General features: G+C 66.9%; 17 protein-coding genes and 1 pseudogene. 17 read left to right on the top strand and 1 reads right to left on the bottom strand.

The features are described from left to right. Window positions 1-28: 28 nt before the first annotated feature. From AB0323_RS15560 to AB0323_RS15480, 17 genes and pseudogenes are all read left to right on the top strand, one after another. On the top strand, window positions 29-1,117 hold the full coding sequence (locus tag AB0323_RS15560) for an acyl-CoA dehydrogenase family protein (RefSeq protein WP_366178117.1): 1,089 nt from the start codon (window positions 29-31) through the stop codon (window positions 1,115-1,117). A 53-nt stretch (window positions 1,118-1,170) separates the two neighbouring features. Further along, window positions 1,171-1,938, top strand: coding sequence for an electron transfer flavoprotein subunit beta/FixA family protein (locus AB0323_RS15555; protein ID WP_366178116.1), 768 nt, complete (start codon window positions 1,171-1,173; stop codon window positions 1,936-1,938). Between the two features lie 30 nt (window positions 1,939-1,968). Next, a complete protein-coding gene (locus AB0323_RS15550) occupies window positions 1,969-2,952 on the top strand; it encodes an electron transfer flavoprotein subunit alpha/FixB family protein (protein ID WP_366178115.1) in 984 nt (327 codons plus the stop codon). Between the two features lie 30 nt (window positions 2,953-2,982). After that, window positions 2,983-3,942, top strand: coding sequence for a hypothetical protein (locus tag AB0323_RS15545; RefSeq protein WP_366178114.1), 960 nt, complete (start codon window positions 2,983-2,985; stop codon window positions 3,940-3,942). 17 nt (window positions 3,943-3,959) lie between these two features. Next, window positions 3,960-5,096: an acyl-CoA dehydrogenase family protein gene (locus AB0323_RS15540; protein WP_366178113.1), complete on the top strand. Its 1,137-nt coding sequence runs from the start codon at window positions 3,960-3,962 to the stop codon at window positions 5,094-5,096. A gap of 2 nt (window positions 5,097-5,098) precedes the next feature. Beyond that, a pseudogene (locus tag AB0323_RS15535) lies at window positions 5,099-6,162 on the top strand (enoyl-CoA hydratase/isomerase family protein). A gap of 73 nt (window positions 6,163-6,235) precedes the next feature. After that, on the top strand, window positions 6,236-7,147 hold the full coding sequence (gene mmsB, locus AB0323_RS15530; RefSeq protein WP_366178112.1) for a 3-hydroxyisobutyrate dehydrogenase: 912 nt from the start codon (window positions 6,236-6,238) through the stop codon (window positions 7,145-7,147). After that, entirely contained in the window at window positions 7,144-7,920 is a 777-nt protein-coding gene (locus AB0323_RS15525; RefSeq protein ID WP_366178111.1) for an enoyl-CoA hydratase, read from the top strand. The genes mmsB and AB0323_RS15525 overlap by 4 nt, the downstream gene beginning before the upstream one ends. Before the next feature lie 51 nt (window positions 7,921-7,971). Continuing rightward, the gene (locus tag AB0323_RS15520) at window positions 7,972-9,471 is read left to right on the top strand and encodes an aldehyde dehydrogenase family protein (protein WP_366178110.1); all 1,500 of its coding nucleotides are present in this window, start codon (window positions 7,972-7,974) and stop codon (window positions 9,469-9,471) included. Between the two features lie 2 nt (window positions 9,472-9,473). Beyond that, on the top strand, window positions 9,474-10,715 hold the full coding sequence (locus AB0323_RS15515) for a CoA transferase (protein ID WP_366178192.1): 1,242 nt from the start codon (window positions 9,474-9,476) through the stop codon (window positions 10,713-10,715). Beyond that, window positions 10,712-11,536 carry an enoyl-CoA hydratase/isomerase family protein gene (locus AB0323_RS15510; RefSeq protein WP_366178109.1) on the top strand — a complete coding sequence of 275 codons (825 nt, stop codon included), beginning with the start codon at window positions 10,712-10,714 and terminating at the stop codon, window positions 11,534-11,536. Before AB0323_RS15515 ends, AB0323_RS15510 begins: the two co-directional genes overlap by 4 nt. Before the next feature lie 204 nt (window positions 11,537-11,740). Beyond that, window positions 11,741-12,373 carry a nucleoside monophosphate kinase gene (locus tag AB0323_RS15505; protein WP_366178191.1) on the top strand — a complete coding sequence of 211 codons (633 nt, stop codon included), beginning with the start codon at window positions 11,741-11,743 and terminating at the stop codon, window positions 12,371-12,373. A 14-nt stretch (window positions 12,374-12,387) separates the two neighbouring features. Beyond that, window positions 12,388-12,816, top strand: coding sequence for an aspartate 1-decarboxylase (panD, locus tag AB0323_RS15500; RefSeq protein ID WP_366178108.1), 429 nt, complete (start codon window positions 12,388-12,390; stop codon window positions 12,814-12,816). A 2-nt stretch (window positions 12,817-12,818) separates the two neighbouring features. Further along, on the top strand, window positions 12,819-13,736 hold the full coding sequence (panB, locus tag AB0323_RS15495) for a 3-methyl-2-oxobutanoate hydroxymethyltransferase (protein WP_366178107.1): 918 nt from the start codon (window positions 12,819-12,821) through the stop codon (window positions 13,734-13,736). Between the two features lie 584 nt (window positions 13,737-14,320). Then, the gene (locus AB0323_RS15490) at window positions 14,321-15,373 is read left to right on the top strand and encodes an MBL fold metallo-hydrolase (RefSeq protein ID WP_366178106.1); all 1,053 of its coding nucleotides are present in this window, start codon (window positions 14,321-14,323) and stop codon (window positions 15,371-15,373) included. Window positions 15,374-15,909: 536 nt separating this feature from the next. After that, complete coding sequence (locus tag AB0323_RS15485) at window positions 15,910-16,560, top strand: DUF1345 domain-containing protein (protein ID WP_366178105.1); 651 nt, start codon at window positions 15,910-15,912, stop codon at window positions 16,558-16,560. Between the two features lie 196 nt (window positions 16,561-16,756). Beyond that, the gene (locus tag AB0323_RS15480) at window positions 16,757-17,176 is read left to right on the top strand and encodes a hypothetical protein (RefSeq protein ID WP_366178104.1); all 420 of its coding nucleotides are present in this window, start codon (window positions 16,757-16,759) and stop codon (window positions 17,174-17,176) included. Between the two features lie 165 nt (window positions 17,177-17,341). Here the strand turns inward: AB0323_RS15480 and AB0323_RS15475 are convergent, their stop codons facing one another. Further along, entirely contained in the window at window positions 17,342-17,872 is a 531-nt protein-coding gene (locus AB0323_RS15475; protein ID WP_366178103.1) for a J domain-containing protein, read from the bottom strand. Between the last annotated feature and the right edge of the window lie 124 nt (window positions 17,873-17,996).

Below are 17,996 nucleotides of genomic sequence, written 5' to 3'. Positions count from 1 at the left end.
CACCACAGCTACGAACAAAGGACACACCGTGGAATGGAAATTCTCAGAGGAGCAGCTCGCTTACACCGAGGCGCTGCGTGACTGGCTGGAGGACGCTGCGCCCGTTGAAACGGTGCGCGCCTGGCAGGCGGTCGGCGACTCCGCTGACTTCGAGGCACAGTTCGCCCGGGACTGGGCCGGGGTCGGATTAGCGGAGGAACTGGGCGGCCAGGGCGGCGGGCTCGTCGAGCTTGCCCAGACTGCTGAGGAACTGGCCCGTGCCGCGGCGCCCTCCGCGGCCTGGATGTCCACGGTCCTGGCCACACCGCTGCTGGCGGGGCGTGCGGATCTGGTCGAGGCGGCCCTGGCCGGTGCGACCCTCGCGCTTCTGGTGCCGTCCGAGGCCATCCCCGGGTCCACCCCACCATTGGCGATGGATCCCGCCGGCCGGATCACCGGGACCGTCCCGCGCGTGCTGGCCGGCGACACGGCCGCGCACTTCGTGGTGGTGGTTCAGGAGCTCGGGGCGCCGAGCCTGCGGCTGGTGGACGCCGGCTCTGCGGGCGTCGCCGTGTCATCCCGCCGGCTCCTGGACCGTTCCCGGTCCGTCGCGGACGTGGTGCTGGACGGGGCGGCATCCGAGCCGCTGGCGGTGGAGGCTGCGGCCGGGCTCGAGGCCCTGGCGCAGCGCGCGGCAGTGCTTACGGCGGCGGATGCCTTGGGCGCCTCCGGGCGGATGCTTGAGCTGGCCGTGGAGTACAGCAAGCAGCGCAAGCAGTTCGGTGTGGCGATCGGATCCTTCCAGGCCGTTAAGCATGCGGCCGCCACCATCATGGTGGCTGTGGAGGCGGCCCGCTCGGTGGTCTACTTCGCCGCAGCTTCCGTGGAGTCCGGTCAGCCCGAGTCGGCATTGCATGCCGCCGCCGCCAAGGCGCAGGTCACCAAGGAGGCTGTGAAGTCGGCCGACAGCGCCCTGACCATGCACGGGGCCATCGGCTACACCTGGGAACACCACCTTCACCTGTTCTACAAGCGGGTCAAGCTTGACGAGCAGCTCAATGGTTCACCGACCGCCTGGAACCTGCTGCTGGCAAACCGCCTGGAACTTATTGGCGAACGCACGAGACTTTTGGTCTGACCTTTGTTATGGTAGAGCCAAGACAAAAAATCAGCCCCATAGGAGGAAAGACCATGAAGATCGTCGTACTCGTCAAGCAGGTCCCGGATACCTACGAGGACCGCAAGCTCGACCTTTCCAGCGGGCTGCTCGACCGCGGTGCGAGCGACATCGTCCCCGATGAGATCAATGAGCGTGCGCTGGAGTCCGCGCTGCGCTACAAGGACGGACAGAAGGGCACGGAGGTCGTGGTGCTGACGATGGGTCCGGACTCGGCGGTCAAGACGCTGCGCAAGCTGCTCTCGATGGGCGCCGATTCGGCCATCCACATCGTCGACGACGCTTTGGCCGCCTCGGACATGATGCAGACGGCGCGGATGCTCGCGGCCGCAATCCAGCGGGGGGGCTTCGACCTTGTCCTGGCCGGCAACGAGTCAACGGACGGGCGCGGAGGAGTTGTTCCGGCAATGGTGGCCGAGATCCTGGGCCTACCCCTGCTGCCCTCGCTGGACACCGTCGAGCTGGCGGCAGATTCCGTGTCCGGCACCTGCTCGATCGACGGCGGCTCACTTTCGGTACGCGCCCCGCTGCCGGCCGTCGTGTCCCTCACCGAACGCTCCGCAGAGGCCCGCTTCCCGAACTTCAAGGGCATCATGATGGCCAAGCGCAAGCCCGTGGAAACCATCGACCGGGCCTCGCTCGGCCTGGGCGCGGCGGCCGCGACATCGGTAGTGGGATCCGTCACCAGGCGCCCGGCGCGCGCCGCCGGCACCAAGATCGTCGACGACGGGACCGCCGCCACGGAACTGGCCGGTTTCCTCGCCTCGAACCGCCTCATCTGACCCGCCTGATCTTCCAACGGAGAAACCGACATGGCAAACATCCTTGTACTCATCGAAACCACGTCCACCGGCGGCATCAAGGCCTCCGCACCCGGCCTGCTCGGAGCGGCCGCCCAACTGGGAACCCCCGTCGCCGTCCTGGCCGCCGCACCCGGGACCGGGGCCGCGGTCGCCGCAGAGCTGGGCCGGCTCGGTGCGGCCCACGTCTACGCCGCCGAGGGCGACGGTGTGGGCCGCATCCTGGCCCAGCCCCAGCTCGAGGCACTCGCTGCGGCGGTCAGCGCCTACGCGCCGGCCGCCGTGCTGATCTCCAACTCCACGGAGTCCCGCGAGGTCGCCGGCCGACTGGCCGTGCGCACTGGCGGGGCCGTCGCCGCCGACGCGGTCGGCGTCCGGACCGAGAACGGGCGGATCATCGCTGTCCACTCGGTCTTCGGCGGCGACTACACCACCGAATCCTGGGTGCAGGACGGCCTGGCGATCCTCACCATCCGACCCGGTTCCATCGAGGAACGGGCCGCGGCCGCCGGTGCCGAGCTCATCGTCGCCACGCTGGCCGCCCCCGGCTTCCCGGGTGCCACGATCGAGCAGGCCCACGAGGCCGGGGCCGACACCGGCCGGCCCGCCCTGCGCGGCGCGGCGAAGGTCGTCTCCGGCGGGCGCGGGCTCGGCTCGAAGGACAACTTTGTGCTCGTGGAGCAGTTGGCGGACGCATTGGGGGCCGCAGTGGGCGCCTCCCGTGCCGCCGTCGACGCCGGGTACGTCCCGCAGTCCCACCAGGTCGGCCAGACCGGCGTGGCGGTTTCCCCGCAGCTCTACGTCGCCCTGGGCATTTCCGGAGCCATCCAGCACCGCGCCGGCATGCAGACGTCCAAGACCATTGTGGCCATCAACAAGGACGAGGACTCTCCGATCTTCGAGGTCGCCGACTTCGGAATCGTCGGCGACGTTTTCACCGTCGTTCCCCAGCTGATCGAGGCCATCAAGGGCCGCCAGCTGACGGCGGCAAACTAGTCCGGGACCACGGGAAAGGAGCGCGGAGTTATGGCGACCCCAACGAAGCAGGCGGCGTCCACGCCGAAGACCAAGACCAAGCGCAAGCCCGCCCCGCCCTGGGCGAAGACCGCGGCCGCGGTGGCGGCCGTGATCGTGCTCCTACTGGTGGTGTTCCTACTGGCCAAGTGGCTGCGGACCCTGCCGGCTGCGGAATCTTTCCTGCTGCAGTATCCGGGCCACACCGAGCTGCCAGAAACCGCCCCGACGGGCCTCCCGTCCTGGCTCGGCTGGCAGCACTTCCTGAACGCCTTCTTCATGGTGCTGATCATCCGCACCGGCTGGCAGGTACGCACCACGGCGCGGCCAAAGGCGTACTGGACCCGCAACAACAAGGGCCTGGTCCGGACGAAGAACCCGCCGAAGAAGATCAGCCTGGACCTGTGGCTGCACCAGTGCTTGGACGCGCTGTGGGTGATCAACGGCCTCGTGTTCATCGTGCTGCTGTTCACCACCGGGCAGTGGATGCGGATCGTGCCCACCGGCTGGGACGTGGTGCCCAACGCACTGTCCACCGCGCTGCAGTATGCGTCCTTTGACTGGCCCACGGAGAACGGCTGGGTGAACTACAACAGCCTGCAGGTACTGGCCTATTTCGCCACGGTGTTCATCGCCGCACCGCTGGCCATGATCACCGGGCTGCGGATGTCCGGGGCGTGGCCGCAGAATGCCCAGAAGCTGAACCGGATCTACCCCGTCGAGGCCGCCCGCGCGATCCACGTGCCGGTGATGATCTACGTTGTCCTTTTCATCATCACCCACGTCGCCCTGGTGCTGCTCACCGGGGCGCAACGGAACCTGAACCACATGTACGCCTCGACCGACGACGCCAGCTGGGTCGGCTTCTGGATCTTCGCGGGCTCGCTCGCCGTGATCATCGCCGCCTGGTTCCTGGCACGCCCGCTCTTCCTGCGGCCCATCGCATCGCTGATGGGCAAGGTCTCCCGCTAGGGAGGAAAGGACCAACTATGTTTGAACTCAACGACGACCAGCAGGCGTTGGTTGAGATGGTGCGGGACTTCGCCAACGAGGCCCTTGCTCCCAACGCCGCGAAGTGGGACGAGACCAAGCACTTCCCGGTGGACGTGCTGGCCGAGGCCGGCGCGCTGGGCATGGGCGGCATCTACGTCAAGGAGCAGTTCGGCGGCTCCGGGCTCACGCGCAGCGATGCGGTGCTGGTTTTCGAGGAACTGGCCAAGGCGGATCCGACGATCGCCGCCTACATCTCCATCCACAACATGGTGGTGTGGATGATCGACTCCTTCGGAAACGATGAGCAGCGCGCACAGTGGGTACCGCAGCTGGCCTCGATGGAGGCACTGGGCAGCTACTGCCTTACGGAGCCGGGAGCCGGCTCCGACGCTGCGGCGCTCAGTACCAGGGCGGTGCGGGACGGCGGGGACTACGTGCTGAACGGGGTCAAGCAGTTCATCTCCGGTGCAGGGTCCTCCAGCTTCTACGTCGTGATGGCCCGTACAGCTGACACCGGAAGCCGCGGGATCACGGCAATCGTGGTCCCCGCGGACGCGCCGGGCCTGTCCTTCGGTGCGAACGAGAAGAAGATGGGGTGGAACGCCCAGCCGACCCGCCAGGTGGTCTTCGAGAACGTCAGGGTGCCGGTGGCCAACCGCCTCGGCGAGGAAGGCAGCGGTTTCGGGATCGCGATGAAGGGTCTCAACGGGGGCCGGATCAACATGGGGGCCTGCTCCCTGGGCGGCGGCCAGATCGCGCTTGACAAATCCGTGGCCTACCTCAAGGAACGCCAGGCTTTCGGGGGCCCGCTGATCAACCAGCAATCCCTGCTGTTCCAGCTCGCCGACATGGAAACGGAGCTCGTGACCGCCCGGACGCTGCTCTGGCGGGCAGCCGATGCGCTGGACCGCGGGGCGCCCGACGTCGTGAAGCTCTGCGCCATGGCTAAGCGGGTCGCCACGGATGCCGGGTTCAACGTCGCCAACAGTGCGATCCAGCTACACGGGGGCTACGGCTACCTGTCCGAGTACGGACTGGAGAAGATCGCCCGTGACCTGCGGGTCCACCAGATCCTCGAAGGCAGCAACGAGATCATGCGCCTGATCGTCGGCCGCATCGTGGCGGGGGCCTAGGCATGGAAAACGACGACGTCCTGCTGCGCCGGGACGGCCACCTCGGACACATCATCCTAAACCGGCCCGAGGCCATCAACGCCTTGACCCACGCCATGGTCACCCGGATCGCCGCGGCCCTGGAGGACTGGGAGCACGACGACGGTGTCGCCACCGTCCTGCTGTCCGGCGCGGGGGAGCGGGGGCTGTGCGCGGGAGGTGACATCGTGGCAATCCACCGGGACGCGGTGAACCACGGGACCGGAACCGAACGCTTCTGGGCCGACGAGTACCGGCTCAATGCCCGGATCGCGGACTACCCGAAACCCTACGTCGCCATCATGGACGGCCTGGTGCTCGGCGGCGGCGTCGGGGTCTCGGCCCACGGCTCGCTGCGTGTGGTGACGGAGCGCACGAAGGTAGGCATGCCCGAAACCGGCATCGGCTTCGTCCCCGATGTGGGCGTCACCCACCTGCTCTCACGGGCCCCCGGCGAACTCGGCACCCACGTGGCGCTCACCGCCGCAAGCCTCGCCGGGTCCGACGCGATCGCACTCGGCCTTGCCGATTATTTCGTGGACAGCAGCGCCCTTCCCGGGCTGATCGAGGCCTTGGCTCGCGAGAACGCCGCGGAGGGCGTCAGGTCTTTCGGCCGGGACTACTTCCCGCCGGCCGCCCTGGCCACGGACCGGGCCTGGATCGACGGGTGCTATGCCTTCGACACGGTCGAGGAGATCCTCGCCGCGCTGCGCGCCACGCCGGTTCCCGCCGCTGCGGCCGCCGCGGAGTCCATGCTGGCGAAGTCACCGACGGCGCTGAAGCTGACCCTGGAATCATTGCGCCGCGCCCGGACCTCGGGCAGCCTGGCGGAAACCCTAGAGCAGGAATTTCGGGTCTGCTGCGCTGCCTCGCCGGAAACGACCTCCCCGAGGGAATCAGGGCACAGGTGATCGGCAAGGACCGGCGACCACAGTGGTCCCCAGCCACCCTGGAGGCGGTCTCGGCCGCCGACGTGGCCGCCTATTTTACTGGTCTGGGGCGGCGCGAACTGCGCCTGGCCACCGCGGTTTCCGGCACGACCGCCTGAACACCAACACCACACGAGCCTCAACTGCACGGCACCATTGCGCACCCCAACTGTGCGACGAGAAGGAGTTTTGATGGGTAAGAACATAGCTTTCATCGGCCTGGGCCACATGGGCGGCCCGATGGCCGCGAACCTGGTCAAGGCCGGCCACCGCGTGTCCGGCTTCGACCTCGCCCCGGAGGCGCTGGAGACGGCCCGCGCGCAGGGCATCGAGGTCGCCGGGTCCGCCGCCGCGGCCGCGGCCGGCGCCGACGTCGTCATCAGTATGCTCCCGGCGGGGCGCCACGTGCTGGATGCCTACCAGGGCAGGGATGGGTTGTTGGATGCCGCCCGTCCAGGAAGCATCTTCCTGGATTGCTCCACTATCGCGGTAAAGGACGCGCGGATAGCCCACGATCTGGCCACCGCGTACGGGCACCGCAGCCTGGACGCCCCCGTCTCCGGCGGTGTGACCGGGGCTGCGAACGGCACGCTGACCTTCATGGTGGGAGGCAGCGCCGACGACTTCGGGGAGGCCGAGCCGATCCTGGCCGCCATGGGCGGCCGGATCGTGCACTGCGGCGGACCCGGCGCAGGGCAGGCCGCGAAACTCTGCAACAACATGATTTTGGGCATTTCCATGATTGCCGTGTCGGAGGCCTTTGTCCTGGGCGAAAAGCTGGGCCTGTCCAACCAGGCACTGTTCGACGTCGCCTCGGCCGCCTCCGGCCAGTGCTGGGCCCTGACCACCAACTGCCCTGTCCCCGGTCCCGTTCCGGACAGCCCCGCGAACCGCGACTACCAGCCTGGCTTCGCCGGAGCGCTGATGGCCAAGGACCTCGGCCTTGCCGTCCAGGCCTTCGAAGCAACCGGCGTGAAGGCGCGGCTCGGTTCCCTGGCCGAGGAGATCTACCGTGACTTCGCCGAGGGCGAGGGGGCGGGCCGGGACTTCTCCGGCATCATAAACGAGATCCGTGCCACCTCGGGCGCGGAGGCACTGCCATGAGCGACTTCCAGACCATCCTGGTCAAGCAGGACGGTCGCGTCGGCATCATCACGCTCAATCGGCCCGAGGCGCTGAACGCCCTTAACGTCCACTTGTGTAACGAGGTGCTGGCCGCCGCCCGCGGCTTCGATGCAGACCCGGAGATCGGGGCCATCATCATCACGGGTTCGGACCGGGCCTTCGCCGCAGGAGCGGACATCAAGGAAATGGCACCGCGCCGCTACATGGACATGTACACCGCTGACTGGTTCGCCGGCTGGGACGAGCTGGCCAGAGTCCGCACCCCGCTGATCGCCGCCGTCGCCGGCCATGCCCTCGGCGGAGGCTGCGAGCTGGCCATGATCTGCGACTTCATCATCGCCGCGGACAACGCCAAGTTCGGACAGCCCGAGATCAGGCTCGGCGTGATCCCGGGCATGGGCGGCTCGCAGCGGCTGACCCGCGCGATCGGAAAGTCCAAGGCCATGGAAATGGTCCTTACGGGCCGGACCATGGGCGCGGAGGAAGCCGAACGCGCCGGCCTGGTCGCCCGGGTCGTCTCGGTCGCCGGGCTGATGGACGATGCGCTGACCACGGCCGCGACAATCGCGGGCATGTCCAAACCGATCGCCCTGCTGGCCAAGGAAGCAGTCAACGCCGCCTACGAGATGTCACTGGCCGAGGGCGTGCATTTCGAACGCCGCCTGAACCACTCCTGCTGGGCCACCGATGACCAGAAGGAAGGCATGGCCGCCTTCATCGACAAGCGCACCCCGGAATTCACCCACCGCTGACCCCGGCACCCCACCCGGCGGGTCCGCCCACCATCTTGCAGACGAGGAACCATGACCGAAGTAAGTGTTGACCCCCGCACCGGCTCCATCCTGGACGGATTCGAACAACTGATGTGGATCGGCGGCGAACGGACCGAAAGCACGACGCGTGAGTGGCGCGAGGTGAAGAACCCCGCCGTCCGCGAGCAGGTGATCGCCCGGGTGCCCTCCGCCGGAGTCGGCGACGTCGAACTCGCCGTCGCCGCCGCACGGCGCGCGTTCGGAGGATGGCGTTCGGTGCACTTCACCGAACGTGCCCGGGCGCTGGCGAAAATCGCCGACGACATCGAGGTGCGGGCGGAGGACTTCGCCCGGCTCACCGCGCTGGACACCGGCAACGCCCTGCGCACCCAAGCCCGCCCCGAGGTAGCCACGCTGGTAGCGCTCTTCCGCTACTTCGCCGGCGTCGCCGGCGAGGTGAAGGGTTCCACGCTGCCGGCCGGGGACAACCAGCTGCAGTATACGCGGCTGGAACCGCTCGGCGTCGTCGCCTGCATCCTGCCTTGGAACTCCCCGCTGATGATCGCCGGGTTCAAGATCCCGGCCGCGCTTGCCGCCGGCAACTCCGTCATCCTAAAGGCCGCCGACGACGCGCCCCTGACGATCCTGCTGCTGGCCGAAATCTGCAACCGTCATCTGCCGGCCGGGGTCGTGAACGCGCTGACCGGCCGCGGCAGGGTGATCGGCCAGGCGCTGTCCACACATCCGGGCGTGGACAAGGTCTCCTTCACCGGTTCGACCGAGGTCGGACGCGGCGTCGCCCGCCAGGCCAGCGAACGGCTTGCCCATGTATCCCTGGAACTCGGCGGCAAGAACCCTTCCATCGTGTTCCCCGACGCCGTCGATGACGAGCTGATCGACGGGCTGCTGGCCGCCTCCAGGTTCACCCGGCAGGGCCAGAGCTGCACCGCGGGATCGCGCTTGTTCCTGCACGAAGACATCTACGACGAAGTGCTCGACCGGCTCGTGGCCAGGCTCGGCGCGCTGAAGGTAGGCGACCCGCTCGATGAGGCGACCGATATGGGCGCCATCATCAACGCCAGCCAACACCGCCAGATTTCCGGGTACCTCGAAGAGGGCAGGTCGAACAAGGACCTGACCGTTGCCCTGGGCGGGTCGGCACCGTCCGAGGGGCCGCTGACGGAGGGCTACTACCACCTGCCGACCGTCTTCGGCGGGGTCCGCAACGACTTCCGCCTGGCGCAGGAGGAGATCTTCGGCCCGGTCCTGGCAGCCATCCGCTGGAAGGACATCGATGAGGTGGTGGCCATGGCGAACGACTCGCACTACGGTCTGGCGGCCTACGTGTGGAGCCATAACCTGGACAATGCGCTGAACACCGCGCACCGGGTCGAGTCCGGCTGGGTGCAGGTCAACCAGGGCGGCGGCCAGCTGGTAGGCCAGTCCTACGGCGGCTACAAGCAGTCTGGCATCGGCCGCGAGGTCTCCCTTGAGGGCATGCTAGCTGGGTTCACCCAGACAAAGCAGATCAACGTCAAGCTGAGGGCGTGACCATGGAAACCACTACGACGACCTCGGCGCCGGGCCCGCTGGCCGGAATCGCCGTGCTGGACCTCAGCCGCGCCCTCGCGGGTCCGTACGCCACGGCGCTGCTGGCGGACATGGGAGCCACCGTGATCAAGGTCGAGTCCATCAAGGGCGGCGACTCGTCCCGGTCCTGGCCTCCGTTCGAGAACGAGCACAGTCTCTACTTCGATTCGGTCAATCGCGGCAAGTCCTCCGTCGCCGTCGACTTTTACACGCCCGATGGAAAGGACCTACTGCGGAAACTGGCGCTCCAAGCGGACGTGCTGATCGAGAACTTCCGGCCCGGGGTCCTGGCGACTATGGGGCTGGACCCCGAAGAGCTGCGCGCTTCCAACCCCGGACTCATCATCACCTCGGTCACAGGGTTCGGAACCACCGGACCGCTGGCCCGTACGGCGGGACTGGACCAGGTCGCCCAGGGCATGTCCGGCCTCATGTCCGTGACCGGCCAGGATGCGGACCATATGTACCGGTTCGGCGTGCCGATCGTGGACATGTGCACCGGGATCTTCGCCGCCTACGGCATCGCCGCCGCCCTCGCTGGCCGTGCCCGCACCGGCGCGGGGTTGGACATCTCCACCTCGCTCCTGGAATCAGCGCTGGCCCTGTCCGCATTCCAGGGCCAGCGCTACCTCAGCAACGGCGAAGTCCCGGTGCCCCAGGGCAACGACCACCCGGTACTCGCCCCCTACGGGGTCTTCAAGACCGAGGACATCCCGGTGATCATCTCCGTCGGCAACGACAAGCAATGGCTCCAGCTCTGCGCCCTCGTGGGGGATCCGGCCCTGGCCAAAGACCCCGACTATGCGACCGGACGGGACCGTTCGACCAACCGCAAGGCTCTGGCCCGGCGACTGGAGGAACTCCTCCACGATCGCCCGGGCCTGGAATGGCTGGAGGCCTTCCGCGCCGTGAAGATCCCCTGTGGACCGATCTACAACTACGCCGAGGTCTTCGCCGACCCGCAGGTCACCGCCGTGGACATGGTCCGCACCGTGAACCGCTACGACGGCTCCGAACTGCCGCTGCTGCGCGGCCCGCTGTCCGTCAACGGCGAGCCCACGCCGGTCCGCAAAGCGCCTCCTGCCCTGGGCGAGGACACCCGCAAGGTCCTGGAGGACCTTGCCCTGACCCCCGGACAGATCGAGAAGCTGATCGCCTCCGGCATCGTGCGAGAAACGCCCGCCCCGGACAGGGTCCGGGCATGACCGGGGCAGCGCAGGAAACTATGACAGGGTCATTGCGCGCCGAACAATCCGGCGCCGTCGCGACCATCGTGATCGACAACCCCCGCCGCCGCAACGCGCTCAACCAGGACATGTGGCAGCAATTCGCGCCCCTGCTGGACCGGCTCGCCACGGACCCCTCCGTCAAGGTCGTCGTGGTCCGCGGCGCCGGCGGGAACTTCTCTGCCGGCGCCGACATTTCCGACCTGTTGGCCATCCTGCACGACCCGGACAGCGGCGCCCACGACGGCGGCCACGTCACCGCGGGGGAGAACGCGCTGGCCACCTTCCCCAAACCCACCATCGCTGCGATCGACGGGTACTGCATCGGCGGCGCCTGGCAGATCGCCGGCGCGTGCGACATCCGCATCGCAGCCGAGACCGCAACCTTCGGCATCACCCCCGCCAAGGTCGGCATCGTCTACCCGCTCTCCGGCATCGAACGCCTGGTCCGCCTCGCCGGACCCGCCACCGCAAAGTACCTGCTGCTCACCGGCGACTTCATCACCGCCGCCGAAGCGCACGGGCTCGGCCTGCTCGCCAAGGTGGTCCCTGAGGACAAGTTCTGGGACGAAATCCAGGACTTCGCCGACCGGCTCGCCACCCGCTCGCAGCTCTCAACTCAGGCCATGAAGCAGATCATCGACGCAATCGCCGTGAATGATCCGGCCGTCCCGGTGATCAGCGGTTATTGGCAGGACCAGATGGCCGCCAGCGGGGAACCCGAAGAAGGCATCGGCGCGTTTCTCGCAAAACGTGAGCCGGACTTCCGCTGGAACGGCGGCGGCCCGGCGCGGATCTGAGCAGAAGCCGCCTTTCAACAAACGGACTGAAGCAGGCAAAGCGCCGAGTTGCTGGGGGAACCGCTACGAGGCGGTAAGTCGGCCCAAAATTCGCGCCTTCGACGATTACCAATGCCACCTAGACAAGGCAGACCACGTGGATCTCTATATTTTCACTCGGATCGAATGGTACGAAACAAGCACAGCAGAGGGACCTGAATGAGAATGTTGATTGTTGGGCCACCTGGCTCGGGCAAAGGAACGCAGGCCGAGCGGATTTCCCACCGACTCGGCGTCGTCGCCATCTCCACTGGCGACAACTTCCGCGCCAACGTCAAGGGCGGGACATCGCTTGGCCTGGAAGCCGGCAAGTACATCGATGCCGGCGATTTCGTTCCGGACGGTGTCTCCAACGACATGGTCGGGGATCGCCTCGGTGAGAACGACGCCGAAAATGGCTTCCTGCTGGACGGACATCCCCACACGACGGCGCATATCGCGTACCTGGATCAGATCCTTGCCGCCAAGGAGCAGTGGCTGGACCGGGCGCTAGTACTGACGGCAGACCGTGAAGAACTCGTCGCACGCCTTCTCGGCCGCGCCAACGCACCCGGGCGCAGCGACGACACGGAGGACGTCATCCGCCACCGCCGGGCCCAGTACCACGGGCAGAGAGAAGACGTGGTGTCGGAGTGCGCCGGACGCGGCATATTGACCATGGCCGATGGCATTGGGGCAACAGATACCGTTACTGGCCGCTTCTTCCATGCGATCTGGACCCATGACGTGATCGCGTTCCGCTGGCCCTCTTCCACAAACTCCGCGGCCAGCATCTCCGAACCTTCCCGGGGGATGTAATGGCCGGGCAGCTTATGTTTCGCAACATGTTCAAGTCCAAAATCCACCGGGCCACCGTTACGCACGCCGACCTGCACTACGTCGGATCCGTCACCGTGGATCTGGACCTGCTGGACGCGGCCGACATCCTGCCCGGCGAACTCGTTGCGATCGTGGACGTCACTAACGGGGCACGGCTAGAGACCTACACCATTGCCGGTAAACGCGGCTCCGGCGTCATCGGCATCAACGGCGCCGCCGCACACCTTATCCAGGAGAATGACACCGTCATCCTCATCACATATGCCCAGATGACCACCGAAGAGGCCAGGACCTTCGACCCCAAGGTGGTCCACGTGGACCGGCACAACCGGATCATCCGGCTCGGCAACGACCCCGCCGAAGGCATCGCCCCCGGGCTGCGGCGGCCGCCCTTCGCGCTGCGCAACTCCCCGGCGAACTGATCATGAGCAACAGCAACAGCAACAGCAACAGCCCTGGCCCGGGCACGCCCGCAGAAGTTCCGGCCCCCGGAGGAACCTGGCCCTCCGGAGCGGGCCTTCCGGAGCCGGAAACAGTCAGGAAACCGGTGAATAGGATCCGGACGCACCATCTGCGCCAGGCGAAACTCAACGGTGAGCGGTTCGCGATGCTGACGGCGTACGACCAGTACACCGCGGAGATCTTCGACCAGGCCGGCATGGAGGTGCTGCTGGTGGGAGATTCCGCCTCCAACAACGTCTTCGGCAACGAAACCAGCCTGCCCGTCACGGTGGATGAGCTGATCCCGCTGTGCCGGGGAGTCGCCCGTTCCGCCCGGCGGGCCCTCGTGGTGGCCGACCTGCCGTTCGGCAGCTACGAGGTGTCCGCCCAGCAGGCGGTGGCCACCGGCGTGCGGTTCCTCAAGGAGGGGCTCGCCCACGCGGTCAAGATCGAGGGCGGCAAGTTCTACGCCGAGACCGTCCGGGCCATGGTCCAGGCCGGCATCCCGGTGATGGCGCACATCGGCTTCGCCCCGCAAAGCGAGCACGCCCTCGGCGGGTACCGGGTCCAGGGCCGCGGTGACGATGCCCGGCGGCTGATCGACAACGCCGTCGCGCTGGCCGACGCCGGCGCGTTCTGCGTGCTGATGGAAATGGTTCCGGCTCCGACAGCGGCTGCCGTGGACGCCGCCGTCGAGGTCCCCACGATCGGCATCGGGGCCGGCAACGCCACCACCGGCCAGGTGCTGGTGTGGCAGGACATGGCAGGATTGCGCGGCGGGAAGATGGCGAAGTTCGTCAAGCAGTACGCAGATCTGCGGACCACCCTGGGCGACGCCGCGAAAGCCTACGGCGAGGACGTGCGCTCGGGCCACTTCCCCGGCCCGGAGCACTCCTTCTAGCATGTCGCCGACTCGGCGGCTCCCGGGTGGAGCGAAGTGAACTACCTGCGAAGTACCGACAATCAGAAGAGGAAGACGGTGAGTTATGGAGTCCCAAAGCGTTAGTCGTGACAGCCTGCACCGAACGGACCAATGGCAGTCGCTCGTTGGCGAGACCATCGAGGTCTGGCTCGAGGGCGAGGTGTATCGCAAGGGCTGGGTTGATGCCGCCATGCCCGACGCATCCGGCTTATGGCTGGCTCCCGAGGGGGTATTTCAGCGGGAATTCATTGATACCGCTTCCGGGTATGAGGTTTGGACTCGCCTCTATCCACGCTCGAGCCTCGGCTAATGCCACTGTTTCCGAGGCGGTGGCAGAGGCAGCCCAACCTTTTCGAGTCCATCATCCATCCCTACGCAGAACGCAAGCAGCAACCGACGGACACACGTAGGATCCCGCCGGACGCCGGCCCTGATGAGCGCACCGACCCTAGGTTGCGCCCAACCAGGCCGTCTGAGCCTACGCGCACTATGCCAGAATGAATGGGCCGCATCCGGGATCCGGCTGAGGTCGGTCCACATGTTTGCTGTTTTGAGAGGAACTAATGATCCTGCCGCCGATTACCCTCACCGGCCACGCCCAGAAAGAAGCGTGGCAGAACAAGGTGCTGCCGCCCGTGGAACGGCTCGGCCAGGACGTGTGGTCCATCCCCGTCCCGTTCCCCGGAAACCCCATGCGCTACACCCTGAGCTACCTGCTACTGGGGGCCGGTGACGCGGTCCTAATAGATCCGGGCTGGGACAGTGATGCGGGTCTGGACCATCTGACCGCCGGTCTGCGGCAGGCGGGCCTTGGGCTCACGGACCTCACGGGTATTGTGGTCACCCATTTCCACTCGGACCATCTGGGAATGGCTGCCCGCCTGCGGATCGCATCGCGGGCGTGGGTGGCCTTGGGTGACCGGGAAGTGCGCCGGCTCTCCGCCTCCGAGGACTTGGATCTTGTCCTGCGTACCCACAGCGAGGAGCTGACGTTGTGGGGCGTGCCGGCGGACAGGCTGGCTGAGGTGGCCGTGAACCGCCTCGAACTCACCCATCTGCGGAACCTCGCGGATCCGGACCTGCGGCTGATAGACGGCAGCCTAGTGCCCGCCGAAGGCCTCGACCTCCGGGTGGTCACCACTCCCGGGCATTCACCGGGGCACATCTGCCTGGTCGATGAGCCGCACGGCCTGATCTTCAGCGGGGACCATGTCCTGCCGCGGATCTCCCCGCACATAGCCCTGGAGCTGCCTGGACCGGCAAACCCGTTGGCGGACTACTACGAGTCCCTGGACCTGATCGCGTTCGAGGACGCGATGGAGGTCTGCCCTGCGCACGAGTACCGCTTCAGCGGCATGCAGCGGCGGGTGGCACAGTTGGTCGAACACAATCGCGAACGCTCCGCGGAGGTCCTGCGGGTGCTGGATCGGCACCGGCCCGAAACGGTCTGGGACATTGCCCGGCACCTGACCTGGTCCCGTGGCTGGGATTCCCTGCAGGCCTTCTCGCTGCGCCTGGCGGTATCGGAAACAGCCAGCCATGTGGTGTATCTCCGCTCACAGGGCCATGATATCGACGTGCCCGTCACAGAACCCCGGCCGGCTGTCTCCCGGTGACGGCACCCTGCCGGTCCAGCATCTCGTCGGGGCGGCCAGCCGCCGAATTAGGTGCCCCCTGACCTAGGACGAGCGGAACAGTGGGGCGTGCATCACCGGCGCGACAAGAGGTATCAAAGCCCGTTGTCCGTTTCATCTGACTTGTTGCAGTCAAGAGATCGCGCCACACGTTTACCCCACGGAAATGATGGAAAAACGGTGACATGTCAAGGGTCTCCCCTGGGGCCAAAAACGCCTAGATTCCGCGGATCATCAGGGCGCCGCAAGCCCTTGGCAACCAATGAAATACGCCGTCCTCTGAGAAGAGTTCAGGAGTTCGAATCTCCTTAGCTCCACAGTTTTAGCGCCACAGTGAAGGCCCTTTGACCTGCGGAAACGCAGGGTGGGAGGGCTTTTTGCTTGTCTGATCTGAGACTCACCACATGGAAACCACACGCTTTGGGACACCTTCCGGGAGATCGCGGCCAGCGCACTGAACGACGACAGCTCAAGCCGCGGGCATAGCGGCCCCTGCCGTGGGATGCAATGATCGGGTGATGAGCTTGCCAACTTTCAGTGCCACCGTCCACCGCTCCGGCGTGCGCGTCGCGGCCATGGCCATCATAGGGATGGCCGTAGCGCTGCTCGTCGGCAGTCTGGGCTCCTGGGCGTATGCTCCGGTTGTTGGATGGGCGGCAGCGTGCGTGACCTATCTGATCTGGGCATGGTCGGTGATCAGCCGCCTTGATGCCACGGACACGGCAGCGCATGCCATCCGGGAGGACCCGGGCCGGATCGCTTCGGACGTCCTCGTGCTGGCAGCGACCTTGGCCAGCTTCGGGGGTATCGGTCTTATCCTGCTCGAGGCCGGGTCCGCCCAGGGCGGCCTGAAGGCGGCCATCATAGCCCTGGCGCTGGGCAGCATTACGCTTTCCTGGCTTCTGGTTCATACCCTGTTTACCCTCCGGTACGCCACCATCTACTACCGCGAAAATGCCGGGGTGGACTTCAACGAAAAGAAGCAGCCGAAGTACGCGGATTTTGCGTACCTCTCCTTCACGATCGGCATGACGTTCCAGGTCTCGGACACCGACCTGACTTCCGACGCCATCAGGTACACAGCCCTCCGCCAGGCGCTGCTCTCGTACGTGCTGGGAGCCATCGTCCTGGCCACCACCATAAATCTTGTCGCCGGACTGGTCCACTAACATCCAAGCGGGAATCCGCTGGCTCCCGGGTATACCGACGGCGCTAGGGCCCAGGCGGAAAGCTGAGAGCGTAGACCCGGGGGAGCCGTGGGGCCTGGGCCGTCCGGGTGCGGCGGCGGGGTATGGGTTTCTCCGCCACGGGGTGCGGGCGTAGGCTGTCACGGGACAGCCAGCCACCACCGCTGAGGAGTGAGCAATGATTGGAAAGACCAAGGCTTCCCGCGCTGCGAACGAAGCCGCATCTGCTGCCCGGGACCGTGCCGAAAAATGGATCAAGAACGCGTCCGTCAAGTCCTCGCCCCAGGCCGAAGCGGCCATCCGGTGGGCGGTGTCCAGGCTCGACGAGGCCCACGTCCCCGACGTGGTTCACGGTGTGGTTCTCACGCTGACAGGAAACAGGAAGGTCGCCAACCGGGCACGAAAGGCTGCCTCGCGGGCCGTACTGCGTGCGGAAAGGAAACTCCATCCAGCAGGCCGACCTTCAGGAAAGACGTTTCTTGCTTCCGCTCTGGCTGCCGCAGCGGCCGCAGCGGCAGCCGTCCTGGCCTGGCGGATGCTGACCAGCCGTCCTGACCCGAAGAAATCAGAGGCGGAGCAGCAGACCTCCTCCATCTAGAGCGGCACGTCCAGGTCTCCTGGAAAAGTAACTCCGTCATGCCGGCAGGGAACGGTCGTCAAGGCCCTATCCCGGATCCCCTTGTCCGGCGCCGAAGGAAGGGTGCCGGGGATCTCCTGCCCATATCCGGACCGCGGCGATGGCAGCGCCGGTGTCGGCGTTGATTCAATGAAGGATCCACCACGGCATCCACCAGGGGATCCGGTACCTGCCCGGTGCGGGTTCTCCGGCCCCTGCTGCTCGGCGGTCCCGCAATTGATGGAACAGATCCCGTGCGCCCGTGACCGGCTCCCCGGCGACCTGCCGCCTCGGGGCCGGTCTCCCGGTGTTTTCCCACCGCACAGGGCCGATGATGAGGGCAGCGCCGGAGGGTCCTTGCGATGAGCGGACGGAAGGTCCTTGTGGGTTTCGCGGGGATGGAACGGTTTCGGGCCGTGGGGATCCCGCCCGCTGCCGGTCGTACGCGGCCCGTTTGACCGGGTCGCGGAGGATCGCGTAGGCGTCCATGATGTCGCGCAGTTCCTGGTCGCGCAGTTCTTGTGCGCCGGAGTCCGGGTCTGCGGCCACGGCTCCGGGGGCGCGGGTATCGGGATGATGGGCGCGAACAAGCGCCCGGTAGACGCGGCTGACTTCACGCGCCGTGGCCGCCGGATCCAGGTGGAGCACCTTGTAGGGGTCCGGGCTGTGCTCTTTCATGGTCCCGCTTTTCCTGCTGTTGTTCCTTTCGGTCCCTGTTGCCGGGGCCCTGGGGTGTGGGGATGGTCCCCGGCCCGCTGGGCCGGGGACCATCGGTGCGGGAGACATCGTCGGGGGCCGCTTT

It is taken from the genome of Arthrobacter sp. NPDC080031 (genome assembly GCF_040702485.1).
Lineage (GTDB): Bacteria > Actinomycetota > Actinomycetes > Actinomycetales > Micrococcaceae > Arthrobacter.
Note: the sequence above shows the minus strand (reverse complement) of the source record. Positions and strands in the feature narration are given on the sequence as shown.

Bases quoted from the DNA above. Each gene is read 5' to 3' on its own strand.
- AB0323_RS15490 (WP_366178106.1), top strand. From the start codon at position 14,321: ATGATCCTGCCGCCGATTACCCTCACCGGCCACGCCCAGAAAGAAGCG.
- AB0323_RS15550 (WP_366178115.1), top strand. From the start codon at position 1,969: ATGGCAAACATCCTTGTACTCATCGAAACCACGTCCACCGGCGGCATC.
- AB0323_RS15510 (WP_366178109.1), top strand. From the start codon at position 10,712: ATGACCGGGGCAGCGCAGGAAACTATGACAGGGTCATTGCGCGCCGAA.
- AB0323_RS15525 (WP_366178111.1), top strand. From the start codon at position 7,144: ATGAGCGACTTCCAGACCATCCTGGTCAAGCAGGACGGTCGCGTCGGC.
- AB0323_RS15475 (WP_366178103.1), bottom strand. From the start codon at position 17,872: ATGAAAGAGCACAGCCCGGACCCCTACAAGGTGCTCCACCTGGATCCG.
- AB0323_RS15555 (WP_366178116.1), top strand. From the start codon at position 1,171: ATGAAGATCGTCGTACTCGTCAAGCAGGTCCCGGATACCTACGAGGAC.
- AB0323_RS15480 (WP_366178104.1), top strand. From the start codon at position 16,757: ATGATTGGAAAGACCAAGGCTTCCCGCGCTGCGAACGAAGCCGCATCT.
- AB0323_RS15520 (WP_366178110.1), top strand. From the start codon at position 7,972: ATGACCGAAGTAAGTGTTGACCCCCGCACCGGCTCCATCCTGGACGGA.
- AB0323_RS15515 (WP_366178192.1), top strand. From the start codon at position 9,474: ATGGAAACCACTACGACGACCTCGGCGCCGGGCCCGCTGGCCGGAATC.
- AB0323_RS15505 (WP_366178191.1), top strand. From the start codon at position 11,741: ATGTTGATTGTTGGGCCACCTGGCTCGGGCAAAGGAACGCAGGCCGAG.
- AB0323_RS15545 (WP_366178114.1), top strand. From the start codon at position 2,983: ATGGCGACCCCAACGAAGCAGGCGGCGTCCACGCCGAAGACCAAGACC.
- AB0323_RS15540 (WP_366178113.1), top strand. From the start codon at position 3,960: ATGTTTGAACTCAACGACGACCAGCAGGCGTTGGTTGAGATGGTGCGG.
- AB0323_RS15485 (WP_366178105.1), top strand. From the start codon at position 15,910: ATGAGCTTGCCAACTTTCAGTGCCACCGTCCACCGCTCCGGCGTGCGC.
- mmsB (WP_366178112.1), top strand. From the start codon at position 6,236: ATGGGTAAGAACATAGCTTTCATCGGCCTGGGCCACATGGGCGGCCCG.
- panB (WP_366178107.1), top strand. From the start codon at position 12,819: ATGAGCAACAGCAACAGCAACAGCAACAGCCCTGGCCCGGGCACGCCC.
- panD (WP_366178108.1), top strand. From the start codon at position 12,388: ATGTTTCGCAACATGTTCAAGTCCAAAATCCACCGGGCCACCGTTACG.